The sequence below is a fragment of the Flavobacterium sp. GL_143 genome (assembly GCF_057834355.1).
Genome location: NZ_CM174401.1, coordinates 1,543,884 through 1,558,733, shown reverse-complemented (window position 1 = coordinate 1,558,733; position 14,850 = coordinate 1,543,884). Strand labels below are relative to the sequence as shown.

Here is a 14,850-nt window from a genome sequence, read left to right as displayed (position 1 = left end):
TTATGAAAATTTACAAATTAATTTATTATCATTTTTTTCTAAAAAGTTTTAAAAAAAATGCTGTGCCTGAAATACCAGTATATGCAATGTTATCTTTTACACAAACTAGTAATTTAATAACATTAACTAATATAATAATGATTATTACCAGAATGGATATTGATTATGATGTTAGAAAAATAGCACTTATAGCACCTATTTTATTTTATTTTAGTAATTATTATTATTTTACTAAAAAAGGAAATGGTGCAATCATAATCAAGGATAACTCCTATTCTTTAGGCAAATATTCTTTTTTACTTAGTATTTATAATCTTTCATCATTTTTCGCAATGGTTTTAACATATTATTTTTACAAGGAGTACTAAAATTAAGAATACTGTTTTTTTATAAAGGCTATCATTCTTTGATAGTCAGGACCGCCACCTCCTCCGCCTAATAGGAGTACTTATGTGAGTATAAATACTATTAATCAGGAGGAGGTTGGGTAAGATTAGATTAAGAAAGATTATTCCAGAATCTTGGTTATTAAAATTCTCTAAACGGATATTAGTTATATAAAAAAACATAAATACAATGAAGCTTTACAAATATTTATATTATAATTTATACTTATCTAGTACCAGACATAATGCTTTCCCTGAGGCACCAGTGATTGGTTTTATTTCTTTTTCTCAAACAAATAATTTACTTAGCTTGCTAAATGTTTTTCTTTTTTTTACAAAAATGATTAACAACTATAATCTTCCAGTTTATTATTTAACAACTCAAATAGGTTTATTTGTTATAAATTACTATTATTATGTAACTACGAAGAAAGGGGAATCGATTCTTCAAAATAAAAAATATTCATTAGGTAAATTATCATTTCTTACGGATATATATTTATTTTCATCCGTTGTAATAATGGGACTCACATATTATTTATATAAGGAGTTTTAAAATGATAAATCTTTGGTTAGGTGCTGCAAAAAAATGGGCGTTATTGGAATTAGTAGCGCAACGATAGCACGGAAATTCTTTCCGTGCCAACTGCAATAGGGTATACGAAAAACCTAAACTTTAAAAGCTGGGGCAGAAGTTGGAATAAATTTTGGAGCAAAAACCGTGATTCAGGACCACCACCTAATAGGAGTACTTATGTGAATATGAATGCTGTTAATCATTCAGGTGGCAATTGTGAATGAGTAATTTAAACTCAGGAATTTGGTACGAGCCAAGTGGTCAAGTAAAAAGTATACTCGTTTCCCACATATAAATAATATTAGATGAACTTAGATAATTATATAATGAAATTAAATTTGGTACTTTTTGATTTAGATGTCCAAATAGGGCATTTAGCTACAAATTTTAAAAATTCTGCAGTAATTAATCTTAATGTAGAAAAAGCAATTAAAGTAAAAGAGTTTTTTAAAAAAAATAAATTAAGATGTGTTCCGAGTTCAATCTCTTCACATTCTGAATTTCCACATGAGTTTTTGGCGACTATTTTTGCTTTTTTAAAAGAAAAAAATGTAATATTTATTGGGACATATGGGCTCTCATATGAGTCTATTGAAGAGATTTATAGAGAATTAAATGAATTACATAAAGATCAGGAAAAAATAATTTTCATTTGTCATCCTAGAAAACTAAAATCGGGAGAAATAGAAATCTTAAATATTAATAATCTTAAGGAAATAGATGAATGGTTAGCTTTGTTAAAAAAATAAACATTATCCTCGTTCCCCGCGCCCAAACGTGTCATTTTGTGTGGCATAAGGAATTATTCTGGTCAAAAAGAATTTATTAATGATGTTGTGATTTTTTGAATATTTGATATTTGGTTGTTATGGCCTCATGAAAGGATTCGTATGGATGCATAGGGAGAATTATTTGAATCACAATTAATACAATTGCATAGATTTTGGTCTCGATAGTGCTAAAATTATCTATCCCAACAACCGAAATAAAAAAATAATCAAGAAGAATAGCATTAAACATTAGAAAACTGGACTTATTTAATTTTTGTGTTTACTTTTGCAATCTAAAATTTGGATCATGTATAGAAGTCATAATTGTGGCGAATTAAACGCCTCACACATTAATACAGAAGTTACACTAGCGGGCTGGGTTCAGAAATCGCGTGATAAGGGATTTATGAATTGGGTCGATTTACGTGACCGTTATGGAATCACACAACTTATTTTCGACGAAAGCCGTAGCGACAAAGCCGTTTTTGAAGCAGCAAAAACGCTAGGAAGAGAATTTGTTATCCAAGTTAAAGGAACTGTGATTGAACGTGAGGACAAGAACAAAAATAAAAACATGGTTACTGGTGACATAGAAATTTTAGTCACTGAACTAACTGTTCTTAATGCTGCATTAACACCTCCTTTCACAATAGAAGATGAAACTGATGGTGGAGAAGATATCCGAATGAAATATCGTTACCTTGATATTCGTCGTAATCCAGTAAAAAATAGTTTACTATTCCGTCATAAAGTGGCAATGGAAGTTCGTAAATATTTATCTGATTTGGATTTCTGCGAAGTAGAGACTCCTTACTTAATAAAATCGACTCCAGAAGGAGCAAGAGATTTCGTTGTACCAAGTCGTATGAACGAAGGACAATTTTATGCATTACCACAATCTCCACAAACTTTCAAACAATTATTGATGGTTGGTGGAATGGATAAATACTTCCAGATTGTAAAATGTTTCCGTGACGAAGATTTACGTGCAGACCGTCAGCCTGAGTTTACACAAATCGATTGCGAAATGGCATTTGTAGAACAAGAAGACATTTTAAATGTTTTTGAAGGACTGACAAGACACTTACTAAAAGAAATAAAAGATGTAGAAGTAGATAAATTCCCCAGAATTACTTACGACTATGCTATGAAAACATATGGAAATGACAAACCGGACATTCGTTTCGGAATGGAATTTGGAGAATTAAACGAATTTGCACAACATAAAGAGTTCCCAGTATTTAATGCTGCCGAATTAGTAGTTGGAATTGCAGTTCCTGGCGCAGGAAATTATACTCGTAAAGAAATTGACGGATTAATTGACTGGGTTAAACGTCCACAAGTTGGCGCATCTGGAATGGTGTATGCTAAATGTAATGACGATGGAACTTACAAATCATCTGTAGATAAATTTTATGATCAAGACGATTTAACCAATTGGGCAAAAGTTACAGGAGCAAAACCTGGCGATATGATTTTCGTGCTTTCTGGTCCGGCTAATAAAACACGTGCTCAATTAAGTGCTTTACGTATGGAATTGGCTACACGTTTAGGATTACGTAAACCAGAAGAGTTTGCACCACTATGGGTAGTTGATTTCCCATTGTTAGAATTAGACGAAGAAACTGGTCGTTACCACGCAATGCATCATCCATTTACATCTCCTAAACCAGAAGATATGCAATTATTGGAAACTGAACCTGGAAAAGTTCGCGCCAATGCATATGACATGGTTCTTAACGGAAATGAAATTGGAGGAGGTTCTATTCGTATTCACGACAAGGCAACACAACAATTAATGTTTAAATACCTTGGTTTTACTGAGGATGAGGCCAAAGCACAATTCGGATTCTTAATGGATGCGTTCCAATTTGGGGCTCCACCACACGGAGGATTAGCTTTTGGACTAGACAGATTAGTAGCTATATTAGGTGGACAAGAGACAATTAGAGATTTTATCGCGTTCCCAAAAAATAATTCGGGTCGTGATGTAATGATTGATGCTCCTGCAGCAATTGATGCTTTACAATTAAAAGAATTACACATCCAAATTGAAGCAAAATAATAAGTGAATACACTGTAAATCAATATTTTTTCTAAAAAATTAACAGTTTGTTGTCTTTTGTATTATTTTATATCTTACATTTGCCTCATTATAAATTATTATTACTATTACAATGCGTACAGGTACAGTTAAATTTTTCAATGAGTCTAAAGGTTACGGGTTCATTACAGACGAAGAAACAGGAAAAGACATTTTCGTTCATGCATCAGGAATCAACGCGGAAGAATTACGCGAAGGTGACAGAGTAAGCTACGAAGAAGAAGAAGGAAGAAAAGGTAAAGTTGCTGCTAAAGTTGCAGTAATCTAAGCATAAAAATATAGCAATTTATTTTTTTTGCCACCGAATGCTTAAAAGCGTTTCGATTAATTTCGAAACGCTTTTTTTTTACGCCTAATTCTTAAAAAAATCATAAAATTCGAAATCTTATTTATAATCAATAAAAATTACACTATTACTACATTTCAAAACCTACTTAAATCATTTTTTAGCTTGTGATTTACATACTTGAGGGCTATCTTTGTGACTTATTTTTAAGCAAAAAATCCTTAAATTATGCATTCAGATCAAGTAAATTATATTCCAATTTTAATGCAGCTTATTTTAGCTGTTGGTTTTGTAGTAGGAACCATTATCATTTCTGGAAAATTAGGCCCAAAAAGAGCTTCCGCAAGCAAAGACAAAAACTTTGAGTGTGGTGTAGAATCTATTGGTAATGCTCGTGTACCATTCTCAGTAAAATATTTCTTAGTTGCTATATTATTTGTATTGTTCGACGTAGAGGTAATTTTCCTTTACCCATGGGCTGCAAACTTTAAAGAACTAGGTATGGAAGGAATGCTAAAAATGTTAGTATTCATGTCACTTCTTTTAGTAGGCTTCTTCTACATTATCAAAAAGAAAGCCTTAGAGTGGGAATAAAAAGAAATTTCAGATTTCAGATTACAGATTCTAGATTGATTTCGTTTAGAATTTTAGATTTGAAAAATAAATTTCTCAAAATATAATTTCGGTTTTATAAAATATTGATTTCGGTTTTTTCAGATTTTCTAAATCTAAGATCAGAAATCTAAAATCTAAAATAATAATGAGCGATTCAAATATAAATATGGTTGCCCCGCCAGAAGGAGTTACAGGAGAGGGTTTCTTCGCTACAAAACTTAACGACGTTGTAGGTTTAGCGAGAGCCAATTCGTTATGGCCTTTACCATTTGCAACTTCTTGTTGTGGTATCGAATTTATGGCTACAATGGCTTCGCATTACGATATAGCACGATTTGGTTCTGAGCGTGTGAGTTTTTCTCCTCGTCAGGCTGATATGCTAATGGTAATGGGAACTATTTCTAAAAAAATGGGACCAGTTTTACGTCAGGTTTATGAGCAAATGGCCGAACCTCGTTGGGTTATTGCCGTAGGTGCTTGTGCATCATCCGGAGGTATTTTTGATACTTATTCAGTTCTTCAGGGAATTGACAAAATAATACCTGTAGATGTTTATGTTCCGGGTTGTCCGCCAAGACCAGAACAAATTCTTGATGGTGTAATGAAATTACAAGAATTAGTAAAAAGCGAGTCTGTAAGAAGACGTAGCTCACCTGAGTACCAAGAATTATTGGCTTCATATAACATTCAATAACAAAATGGCATTAGAGACAATAGAAATTCAAGATAAATTAATTGAAACATTTGGAGAAAGTGTTTTCAATTTCAATCAAGAAAGAGACATTTTTTCATTAGAAGTAGATTCTGATAAAATTACAGCTGTAATTCTTTTTTTGAAAAATGACCCGATATTACGTTTTCATTTCCTAACTGATTTATGTGGTATCCACTACCCTGATAATGAAGTTGACCGCCAATTTGCAATAGTATATCATTTGCATAACTGGTATGAAAACAAAAGAATTAAAATAAAAGCCTTTATCAATGGTGAAAAACCAGAAATAAAAACCATATCAAACATTTTCTTGTGTTCAAACTGGATGGAAAGAGAAACATATGATTTTTATGGAGTAAATTTCATCGGTCATCCACAATTGAAACGTATTTTGAATATGGATGAAATGATTTCATTTCCGATGCGTAAAGAGTTCCCATTGGAAGACAGTGGAAGAACTGATAAAGACGACAGGTTCTTTGGAAGAACAACAACAAATTGCTAAGACAAAATCATATAATTTTTCACATTAAATAAATGTCAGAACTATTATTACCACCAGAGCATCGCTATGCTAAAATAATCGAACAGAAACTAAACGACGAAGGAAGCGAACTTTCTGTTCTGAACTTAGGACCAACACACCCAGCTACACACGGTATTTTTCAAAACGTACTGTTAATGGACGGTGAGAGAATTCTTGAGGCTGAAACAACTATTGGTTACATCCACAGAGCATTCGAAAAAATTGCCGAAAATCGTCCTTTTTATCAAATCACTCCTCTTACAGACCGAATGAACTATTGCTCCTCTCCTATCAATAATATGGGATGGTGGATGACTCTAGAAAAACTTTTAGAAATTGAAATACCTAAACGTGTTCAATACTTAAGAGTTATCATAATGGAACTGTCTAGAATTACCGATCATATCATCTGTAATTCAATTCTTGGGGTAGATACAGGTGCTTATACAGGTTTCCTTTACGTTTTTCAATTTAGAGAAAAAATATACGAAATCTACGAAGAAATTTGTGGAGCTCGTTTAACTACAAATATGGGAAGAATCGGTGGATTTGAAAGAGATTGGTCTGAGGCCGCTTTCAAAAAAATTGAAATTTTCTTAGAAGAATTTCCAGTTGCCTGGAAAGAATTCGAAAGCTTATTCGAAAGAAACAGAATTTTCATTGACAGAACGGTTAATGTTGGACCAATAAGTGCCGAAAGAGCTATGGCTTACGGTTTCACAGGACCAAACTTACGTGCTAGTGGTGTTGATTATGACATACGTGTTGCACAACCGTATTCATCTTACGAAGATTTTGACTTTATCGTTCCAGTTGGAAAATCTGGTGATACTTACGACCGTTTCTGTGTTCGTAATGCCGAAGTTTGGGAAAGTTTAAGCATTATTCGTCAAGCATTAGATAAAATGCCAGAAGGAAATGTTTTCCATGCTGAAGTTCCAGATTACTATCTTCCTCCAAAAGAAGATGTATACACTAACATGGAATCGTTAATATATCACTTTAAGATTGTTATGGGAGAAGTTCCTGTTCCAGTTGCCGAAATATACCATGCGGTTGAAGGCGGAAATGGTGAATTAGGATTTTACCTGGTAACCGACGGAAGCAGAACTCCATACAGATTACATTTTAGAAGACCATGCTTTATATATTATCAAGCTTATCCTGAAATGATTAAAGGAGCTATGTTATCGGATGCCATTGTAATATTATCAAGTTTAAATGTTATCGCTGGAGAGTTAGACGCATAAAGAATTCAGATTGAAGAATCTAAAACTTAAACAATGATTGCAGAATATAGATTATAGACAACAGAAAAAACTGAAATCTAAAATCTAAAATCTAAAATAAAAATGGAACGTAAACATTACAAACAAGAAATAAATATGACTGAGGCATTGATGAACCGCATCAATGAGTTAATCAGTCATTATCCTGAAGACAAAAGAAAATCGGCTTTATTGCCTGTTTTACACGAAGTACAAGATGCCCATGAAAACTGGCTAAGTATTGAGCTACAGGACAAGGTTGCCGAAATTTTACATATAAAACCGATTGAGGTTTACGAAGTGGTAACTTTTTATACCATGTACAACCAAAAACCAATGGGGAAATACATGTTTGAATTTTGTCAGACTTCTTGTTGTTGTTTAAATGGTGCCGAAAATTTAATGGATTACACATCTGAGAAATTAGGTATCAAAATGGGTGAAACAACTCCTGACGGAATGTTCAGCATTGCTGGCGTTGAATGTTTAGGGGCTTGTGGATACGCTCCAATGATGCAGTTAGGCGATTTCTACAAAGAAAAACTTACAGAAGAAAAAATTGATCAGCTAATCACTGATTGTAAGGATAATAAAATAATATTACACGATAAATAATATGTCACAGAAAATATTATTAGATAAAATCAATATTCCTGGTATCAAAACCTACGAAGTGTACCGCAAAAATGGTGGTTATGCATCTGTAGAAAAAGCTTTAAAAACGCTTACACCAGACGAAGTTGTTGAAGAAGTAAAAAAATCAGGTCTTCGTGGTCGCGGTGGTGCAGGTTTCCCTGCAGGTATGAAATGGAGTTTTATTGATAAAAAATCAGGAAAACCAAGACATTTAGTATGCAACGCCGACGAATCTGAGCCAGGTACTTTTAAAGATCGTTATTTGATGGAATACATTCCTCACTTATTGATTGAAGGTATGATTACTTCAAGTTTTGCCTTAGGCGCTAACTTATCATATATCTACATTCGTGGAGAATATATGTGGGTTTTCAAAATATTAGAAAGAGCCATTGCCGAAGCGAAAGCTGCTGGATTTTTGGGAAAAAACATATTAGGATCAGGATATGATCTGGAACTATACGTTCACTGTGGGGCTGGTGCTTATATTTGTGGTGAAGAAACTGCACTTATTGAGTCATTGGAAGGAAAAAGAGGAAATCCGCGTATTAAACCACCGTTCCCTGCTGTTTCTGGACTTTGGGCTAACCCTACCGTAGTAAACAATGTGGAAACTATTGCCACTGTGCCATGGATTATCAATAACTCTGGTGATGATTATGCCAAAATTGGTGTAGGTCGTTCTACTGGAACTAAATTAATCTCTGCTTCTGGACACGTTAAAAATCCTGGAGTTTACGAAATTGAGTTAGGTTTAAGTGTTGATGAATTCATGAATTCTGATGAATACTTAGGCGGAATGTCTTCTAGCAGACCTTTAAAAGCGTTTGTACCCGGAGGTTCTTCTGTGCCAATTTTACCAGCTGAATTAATTTTTAAAACTGCAAATGGTGAAGATCGTTTAATGACTTACGAATCTTTAAGTGATGGTGGTTTTGCTACTGGATCTATGTTAGGTTCTGGAGGATTTATCGTATACAATGACACTGCTTGTATCGTAAGAAATACATGGAATTTTGCACGTTTTTACCACCACGAATCTTGTGGACAATGTACTCCTTGTCGTGAAGGTACAGGATGGTTAGAAAAAATATTATGGAGAATCGAAAACGGTCAAGGTCGTGAAGAGGATATCGAATTATTATGGAGCATTCAAAGTAAAATCGAAGGAAATACGATTTGCCCACTTGGAGATGCAGCATCTTGGCCAGTAGCAGCAGCTATTCGTCATTTTAGAGATGAATTTGAATATCACGTTCGTTTCCCGGAAAAAATAAAAAACAGAGAACATTTTGTTGCTGAGCCTTTTTCGCAAGTAAAACATTTAGTAACAAAACAAACAGTTTAAATTAGTTTGAAGCTTTTTAGCTTTAAGTTCAACAACTTGAAACTTTAAACCTTAAACTAAAATAACAAAATATAGAGATGAAAGTAACCATAGACGGTCAAAGTATAGACGTAGAGCCAGGAACAACAATCCTACAGGCTGCACGTATGATTGGTGGAGATTTAGTTCCGCCAGCCATGTGCTATTACTCAAAATTAAAAGGTAGCGGAGGAAAATGCCGTTGTTGTTTAGTTGAAGTATCGAAAGGAAGTGAAGCTGATCCAAGACCAATGCCAAAATTGATGGCATCTTGTGTAACAGGATGTATGGATGGTATGGAAGTAAACAGCAAATCTTCTGACAGAGTAACGGAAGCACGTAAATCTGTAACAGAATTTTTATTGATTAATCACCCTTTGGATTGCCCTGTTTGTGATCAGGCTGGTGAATGTGATCTTCAAAATTTAAGTTTTGAGCACGGAAATCCGAAATCACGTTTCATTGAAGAAAAAAGAACTTTTGAACCAGAAGATATAGGTCCGCATATTCAATTGCACATGAACCGTTGTATCTTATGTCAGAGATGTGTACAAGTTGCAGATCAATTGACAGACAATAGAGTTCACGGAGTATTAGATCGTGGAGATCACGCTAATATTTCGACTGGTATCTCTAAAGCAATCGATAATGAGTTCTCTGGAAATATGATTGATGTATGTCCTGTTGGAGCTTTGACTGATAAAACTTTCCGTTTTAAATCAAGAGTTTGGTTTAATAAGCCTTATAACGCACACAGAGAGTGTACTACTCCTGGATGTTGTGGTAAAACAACTGTTTGGATGTTTGGTGGTGAAATACAACGTGTAACTGGTCGTAAAGACATTTACCATGAAGTAGAAGAGTTTATTTGTAACAGTTGTCGTTTTGACCACAAAAATGTTGCTGACTGGACTATTGAAGGACCAAGAGAGTTTGAAAAAGATTCGGTTATCAACCAAAATAACTACACTCGTAAGTTAGAAAAAGTAGAAATCGCTACTGAAAAGAATATTCTTTTGGGTAGAGATGAAGACCGTAAAAAAATTAGTATGGCACAAATTCCATTAACCAATAACGACAAAATCTCTTAGGAATGGATAGTACATTTATTATAGAAAAAAGTGTTGTAATCTTAGTGGTTTTTGCCGTGACTATGATTATGGCGATGTATTCTACTTGGGCTGAACGTAAAGTTGCAGCATACTTGCAAGACCGTGTTGGACCTAACCGTGCTGGTTGGGGTGGATTATTACAACCTCTTGCAGATGGTATGAAGTTATTCTCGAAAGAGGAGTTTATACCTAATACTCCAAATAAATTTTTATTTGTTGTAGGGCCTGCAATTGCCATGAGTACTGCTTTAATGACAAGTGCTGTAATTCCTTGGGGAGATAAATTACATTTATTTGGCAGAGATATTTTACTACAAGCTACAGATATCAATATTGGATTATTATATTTCTTCGGAGTTGTTTCTGTTGGGGTTTATGGTATTATGATTGGTGGATGGGCATCTAATAGTAAATTCTCATTGATGGGAGCAGTTCGTGCTGCTTCGCAAATGGTTTCGTATGAAATCGCAATGGGATTATCGATGATTGCTTTATTGATGATGACTGGTAGTTTAAGCTTAAGAGAAATCTCTATGCAACAAGCTGAAATGAACTGGAACGTATTTTACCAACCTTTATCTTTCTTGATTTTCCTTATTTGTGCTTTTGCTGAAACAAACAGAACTCCTTTTGACTTAGCAGAATGTGAAACGGAATTAGTTGGTGGATATCACACAGAGTATTCTTCGATGAAAATGGGATTCTATTTATTTGCTGAATATGCAAATATGTTTATCTCGGCTACTATTATCTCTGTATTATTCTTTGGTGGATATAACTATCCTGGTATGCAATGGATGGTGGAGAATGCAGGTGTAAACCCAGCTAACGTTTTAGGAATGGTTGTTTTATTTGCCAAAATATGCTTTTTCATATTTTTCTATATGTGGGTTCGCTGGACTATTCCAAGATTCAGATATGACCAATTGATGCATTTGGGTTGGAAAATATTAATTCCGCTTTCTATCATCAATATCATGATTACTGGTGTTGTAATGCTAAGAGGTGAAATTGCAGCTTATTTAGGGTTTTAATAAACGAAATACCTAGCCCTGATAGAAGTGGAAATCCTTTATTGTTTTCCTTTAAAACAATAAAGATTGTAACGGATAGCAGGATTAGCTTCAGATAAAAATAAAAGAAATAAATTTTTGAATTTGGTTTTGGAATCAAAATCGCAAATGATAAATTAAAATGTCGATAGAAACTATATCATTATCGGGTAGAAAAAAGGTAGTCTCAAATAAAGAGATGACTTTTCTTGAGCGATTGTACCTTGTTGCAATTTTCAAGGGCTTGGTTATTACAATCAAACACTTTTTTAGACGTAAGAAAACAATTCACTACCCAGAACAAGTTCGTGTACGAAGCGATGTTTATCGTGGTCAACACCAGTTGAAACGTGATGAACAAGGTCGTGAGAACTGTACTGCATGTGGATTATGTGCTTTGTCATGTCCTGCTGAGGCAATCACAATGAAAGCTGAAGAGCGTAAACCAAATGAGAAACATTTGTACAGAGAAGAAAAATATGCTTCGATATATGAGATTAATATGTTGCGTTGTATTTTTTGTGGATTGTGTGAAGAGGCTTGTCCTAAAGATGCAATTTACCTGACTACGTCAAAAGTATTAGTTCCTTCTAGTTATGAAAGAGAAGATTTTATTTTTGGAAAAGATAAATTAGTGATGCCATTAGATGTGGCTATGAAAAACGCTCAACTTAAAAACGCTAATTAATGATACATATACCTGATTTTGCAAATGCAAATGCAATACAAATTACTTTTTGTATATTAGCTTTCATAACAGTGATAACTGCTTTCTTAACGATTTTTAGTCGTAATCCTATTCATAGTGCTATTTATTTAGTGATTTGCTTTTTCTCGATTGCGGGTCATTATTTACTATTAAATGCTCAGTTTCTAGCGATTGTTCACATCATAGTATATTCGGGAGCCATAATGATTTTGTTTTTATTTACCATTATGTTGATGAACCTGAACGAAAAACACGAAGTACATAAACCCCGAATTACTCGTTTGGGTGCTATTGTTTCTTTCTGTTTGATTTGTATTGTATTAATTGCAATATTTATTAACTCTAAACCAATTGTTGGTGAATACGACTCGACTGGTGAAGATTTTCAATCGATAAAAGTATTAGGTAAAATATTACTGAACGAATATATGGTTCCGTTTGAATTTGCTTCTATTTTACTTTTGGTTGCCATGATTGGAACTGTGTTATTGTCTAAAAAAGAAAAATCGAAAAAATAATGAATAATATTTTAAATCAAATAGGTATTGAAAACTACATATTTTTAAGTGTAGTCCTTTTTTGCGTAGGCATATTTGGTGTTTTATACAGACGTAATGCGATTATCGTTTTTATGTCTATCGAAATCATGCTTAATGCGGTAAACTTATTATTTGTTGCTTTCTCTACTTATCACCAAGATGCACAAGGACAAGTATTCGTATTTTTCTCGATGGCAGTTGCTGCAGCTGAAGTTGCAGTTGGATTGGCAATTTTAGTATCGATATTTAGAAACATACATTCAATTAGTATCGATAATTTAAAAAATTTAAAAGGATAAATGGCAATGGATACCAATTTAGCTTTAGTTTTAGTATTAGCTCCTTTTTTAGGATTTTTAATCAATGTTTTCTTTGGGAAAAGTCTAGGAAAGACAGTTTCTGGCGCTATAGGAACTCTTTCTGTAGTTGTTTCATTTGCTGTAACTATTTATTTTTTCCTTCAAATAAATCAGACTCAACAACCTATCAGCATTTCTTTATTTGAATGGATTCAGATAAGTAATTTCAAAGTTGATTTAGGTTTCTTATTAGATCAATTATCATTGCTTTGGTTACTTTTTGTAACTGGTATTGGTTCTTTGATTCACTTATACTCTATCAGCTATATGCATGATGATGAGAAAATGCACCAGTTTTTTGCTTACTTAAACCTGTTTGTGTTTTTCATGATTACATTAGTTGTTGGAAGTAACTTATTAGTATTATTCATTGGTTGGGAAGGTGTAGGACTTTGTTCTTACTTACTAATCGGTTTCTGGTATAAAAACCAAGAATATAATGATGCGGCTAAAAAGGCTTTTATCATGAACAGAATTGGGGATTTAGGATTATTAGTTGGTATTTTTATCATCGGTTCTATGTTCTCTTCTCTAGATTACGCAACTATAAAAACTGCAATTGCTAGTGCGACTGACTTAAATGTTCCGTTGCTTTCTTTAGCTGCTTTTTGTTTATTTATTGGTGCTTGTGGTAAATCGGCTCAAATCCCATTATACACATGGTTGCCTGATGCGATGGCTGGACCAACTCCAGTTTCTGCATTAATTCACGCAGCTACGATGGTTACTGCTGGTATCTTTATGATTACCAGATTAAACTTTGTTTTTGATTTAACTCCAGATGTACAAAGCTTAATTGCTATTATCGGGGCAATAACTTCTCTTGTTGCTGCTACGATTGGTCTGGTTCAGAATGATATTAAAAAAGTATTGGCTTACTCTACTGTTTCGCAATTAGGTTTAATGTTTTTAGCATTAGGATTAGGTGCTTACGAAGTAGCTGTTTTCCACGTAATAACTCACGCTTTCTTTAAAGCTTGTTTATTCTTGGGTTCAGGTTCTGTAATTCACGCTTTACATGGTGAACAAGATATGCGTAAAATGGGTGGATTGCGTAAAGCTATGCCAGTTACATTTATCACGATGCTTGTTTCTTCATTGGCAATATCGGGAGTTCCATTATTCTCTGGTTTCTTCTCGAAAGACGAAATTTTATTGACTGCTTTTCATCATAATATTACGCTTTATGTTGTTGCATCGGTTGCATCTATCATGACTGCTTTTTATATGTTTAGATTAATGTTCTTAACTTTCTTTAAAGATTTTAGAGGAACAGAACATCAAAAAAGTCATTTACACGAAAGTCCTGCTTTAATCACTTTTCCATTAATCGTTTTAGCAATCCTGGCTACTTTTGGCGGATTGATTAGCTTACCTGGAAATAGCTGGTTAAATACTTATTTAGCTCCGCTTTTTACAAAAGTAGCTGGCGAAGCTCATCACTTAGGAACTACTGAATATACCTTAATGGGTGTTGCAGTAATTGGTGGTTTAGTTGGAATTTTTATTGCCTACTTAAAATACATCAAACAAAATAATGTTCCTGGTGAAGATGAATCTATTACTGGAATAACAAAAGTATTATACAACAAGTATTATGTTGATGAAGCTTACGATTTTGTATTTGTACGCTCTATTAATGGATTATCTAAATTCTTTAGAGATTATGTAGAAACAAGTATATCAGCTCTTGTTTTCGGATTAGGAAAAGTAACCAATGAGATAAGTTATCAAGGTAGAAAATTACAAAGCGGAAGTATCGGACTATATTTGTTTGCTTTTGTTTTGGGTCTTTGTGCCATTGTTTCTTATATATTTTTAGCTCAATAA

General features: G+C 33.7%; 16 protein-coding genes. All 16 read left to right on the top strand.

Annotated features, from left to right (window positions below; all coding sequences use genetic code 11):
• The first annotated feature begins 2 nt into the window (after nt 1–2).
• The 16 genes from AC3IPI_RS06645 to nuoL all read left to right on the top strand — a co-directional run bounded on the left by AC3IPI_RS06645 (nt 3) and on the right by nuoL (nt 14,850).
• Nucleotides 3–368, top strand: coding sequence for a hypothetical protein (locus AC3IPI_RS06645; protein WP_489157942.1), 366 nt, complete (start codon nt 3–5; stop codon nt 366–368).
• Nucleotides 369–1,268: 900 nt separating this feature from the next.
• The gene (locus AC3IPI_RS06640; RefSeq protein WP_323490168.1) at nt 1,269–1,712 is read left to right on the top strand and encodes a hypothetical protein; all 444 of its coding nucleotides are present in this window, start codon (nt 1,269–1,271) and stop codon (nt 1,710–1,712) included.
• 328 nt (nt 1,713–2,040) lie between these two features.
• Nucleotides 2,041–3,798 (top strand): aspartate--tRNA ligase, encoded by a 1,758-nt coding sequence (aspS, locus tag AC3IPI_RS06635; protein ID WP_489157940.1) that lies wholly within the window; start codon nt 2,041–2,043, stop codon nt 3,796–3,798.
• 112 nt (nt 3,799–3,910) lie between these two features.
• Complete coding sequence (locus tag AC3IPI_RS06630; protein ID WP_007137066.1) at nt 3,911–4,105, top strand: cold-shock protein; 195 nt, start codon at nt 3,911–3,913, stop codon at nt 4,103–4,105.
• Between the two features lie 246 nt (nt 4,106–4,351).
• Entirely contained in the window at nt 4,352–4,717 is a 366-nt protein-coding gene (locus AC3IPI_RS06625; RefSeq protein ID WP_035618204.1) for an NADH-quinone oxidoreductase subunit A, read from the top strand.
• Nucleotides 4,718–4,883: 166 nt separating this feature from the next.
• Nucleotides 4,884–5,432 (top strand): NADH-quinone oxidoreductase subunit B, encoded by a 549-nt coding sequence (locus AC3IPI_RS06620; RefSeq protein WP_035618207.1) that lies wholly within the window; start codon nt 4,884–4,886, stop codon nt 5,430–5,432.
• A 4-nt stretch (nt 5,433–5,436) separates the two neighbouring features.
• Nucleotides 5,437–5,958: an NADH-quinone oxidoreductase subunit C gene (locus AC3IPI_RS06615; protein ID WP_039113669.1), complete on the top strand. Its 522-nt coding sequence runs from the start codon at nt 5,437–5,439 to the stop codon at nt 5,956–5,958.
• A gap of 32 nt (nt 5,959–5,990) precedes the next feature.
• Nucleotides 5,991–7,229, top strand: a complete 1,239-nt coding sequence (locus AC3IPI_RS06610) for an NADH-quinone oxidoreductase subunit D (protein WP_039113667.1) — start codon at nt 5,991–5,993, stop codon at nt 7,227–7,229.
• A 102-nt stretch (nt 7,230–7,331) separates the two neighbouring features.
• Complete coding sequence (locus AC3IPI_RS06605; protein ID WP_039113666.1) at nt 7,332–7,862, top strand: complex I 24 kDa subunit family protein; 531 nt, start codon at nt 7,332–7,334, stop codon at nt 7,860–7,862.
• A 1-nt stretch (nt 7,863) separates the two neighbouring features.
• Nucleotides 7,864–9,231 carry an NADH-quinone oxidoreductase subunit NuoF gene (nuoF, locus tag AC3IPI_RS06600; protein WP_039113665.1) on the top strand — a complete coding sequence of 456 codons (1,368 nt, stop codon included), beginning with the start codon at nt 7,864–7,866 and terminating at the stop codon, nt 9,229–9,231.
• A gap of 77 nt (nt 9,232–9,308) precedes the next feature.
• Nucleotides 9,309–10,340, top strand: coding sequence for an NADH-quinone oxidoreductase subunit G (locus tag AC3IPI_RS06595; RefSeq protein ID WP_489157934.1), 1,032 nt, complete (start codon nt 9,309–9,311; stop codon nt 10,338–10,340).
• Between the two features lie 2 nt (nt 10,341–10,342).
• Entirely contained in the window at nt 10,343–11,395 is a 1,053-nt protein-coding gene (nuoH, locus tag AC3IPI_RS06590) for an NADH-quinone oxidoreductase subunit NuoH (RefSeq protein WP_086893655.1), read from the top strand.
• 160 nt (nt 11,396–11,555) lie between these two features.
• Nucleotides 11,556–12,101, top strand: coding sequence for a NuoI/complex I 23 kDa subunit family protein (locus AC3IPI_RS06585; RefSeq protein ID WP_039113659.1), 546 nt, complete (start codon nt 11,556–11,558; stop codon nt 12,099–12,101).
• Complete coding sequence (locus tag AC3IPI_RS06580) at nt 12,101–12,640, top strand: NADH-quinone oxidoreductase subunit J family protein (RefSeq protein ID WP_039113657.1); 540 nt, start codon at nt 12,101–12,103, stop codon at nt 12,638–12,640. The genes AC3IPI_RS06585 and AC3IPI_RS06580 overlap by 1 nt, the downstream gene beginning before the upstream one ends.
• Nucleotides 12,640–12,960 (top strand): NADH-quinone oxidoreductase subunit NuoK, encoded by a 321-nt coding sequence (nuoK, locus tag AC3IPI_RS06575; RefSeq protein WP_035618229.1) that lies wholly within the window; start codon nt 12,640–12,642, stop codon nt 12,958–12,960. Before AC3IPI_RS06580 ends, nuoK begins: the two co-directional genes overlap by 1 nt.
• Before the next feature lie 6 nt (nt 12,961–12,966).
• Nucleotides 12,967–14,850 carry an NADH-quinone oxidoreductase subunit L gene (gene nuoL / locus AC3IPI_RS06570; protein WP_489157930.1) on the top strand — a complete coding sequence of 628 codons (1,884 nt, stop codon included), beginning with the start codon at nt 12,967–12,969 and terminating at the stop codon, nt 14,848–14,850.

Coding starts and splice junctions, on each gene's coding strand:
- nuoK (WP_035618229.1), top strand. CDS start 12,640: ATGAATAATATTTTAAATCAAATAGGTATTGAAAACTACATATTTTTA.
- nuoF (WP_039113665.1), top strand. CDS start 7,864: ATGTCACAGAAAATATTATTAGATAAAATCAATATTCCTGGTATCAAA.
- AC3IPI_RS06625 (WP_035618204.1), top strand. CDS start 4,352: ATGCATTCAGATCAAGTAAATTATATTCCAATTTTAATGCAGCTTATT.
- AC3IPI_RS06580 (WP_039113657.1), top strand. CDS start 12,101: ATGATACATATACCTGATTTTGCAAATGCAAATGCAATACAAATTACT.
- AC3IPI_RS06610 (WP_039113667.1), top strand. CDS start 5,991: ATGTCAGAACTATTATTACCACCAGAGCATCGCTATGCTAAAATAATC.
- AC3IPI_RS06605 (WP_039113666.1), top strand. CDS start 7,332: ATGGAACGTAAACATTACAAACAAGAAATAAATATGACTGAGGCATTG.
- AC3IPI_RS06645 (WP_489157942.1), top strand. CDS start 3: ATGAAAATTTACAAATTAATTTATTATCATTTTTTTCTAAAAAGTTTT.
- AC3IPI_RS06595 (WP_489157934.1), top strand. CDS start 9,309: ATGAAAGTAACCATAGACGGTCAAAGTATAGACGTAGAGCCAGGAACA.
- nuoH (WP_086893655.1), top strand. CDS start 10,343: ATGGATAGTACATTTATTATAGAAAAAAGTGTTGTAATCTTAGTGGTT.
- AC3IPI_RS06630 (WP_007137066.1), top strand. CDS start 3,911: ATGCGTACAGGTACAGTTAAATTTTTCAATGAGTCTAAAGGTTACGGG.
- AC3IPI_RS06620 (WP_035618207.1), top strand. CDS start 4,884: ATGAGCGATTCAAATATAAATATGGTTGCCCCGCCAGAAGGAGTTACA.
- AC3IPI_RS06585 (WP_039113659.1), top strand. CDS start 11,556: ATGTCGATAGAAACTATATCATTATCGGGTAGAAAAAAGGTAGTCTCA.
- AC3IPI_RS06640 (WP_323490168.1), top strand. CDS start 1,269: ATGAACTTAGATAATTATATAATGAAATTAAATTTGGTACTTTTTGAT.
- AC3IPI_RS06615 (WP_039113669.1), top strand. CDS start 5,437: ATGGCATTAGAGACAATAGAAATTCAAGATAAATTAATTGAAACATTT.
- aspS (WP_489157940.1), top strand. CDS start 2,041: ATGTATAGAAGTCATAATTGTGGCGAATTAAACGCCTCACACATTAAT.
- nuoL (WP_489157930.1), top strand. CDS start 12,967: ATGGATACCAATTTAGCTTTAGTTTTAGTATTAGCTCCTTTTTTAGGA.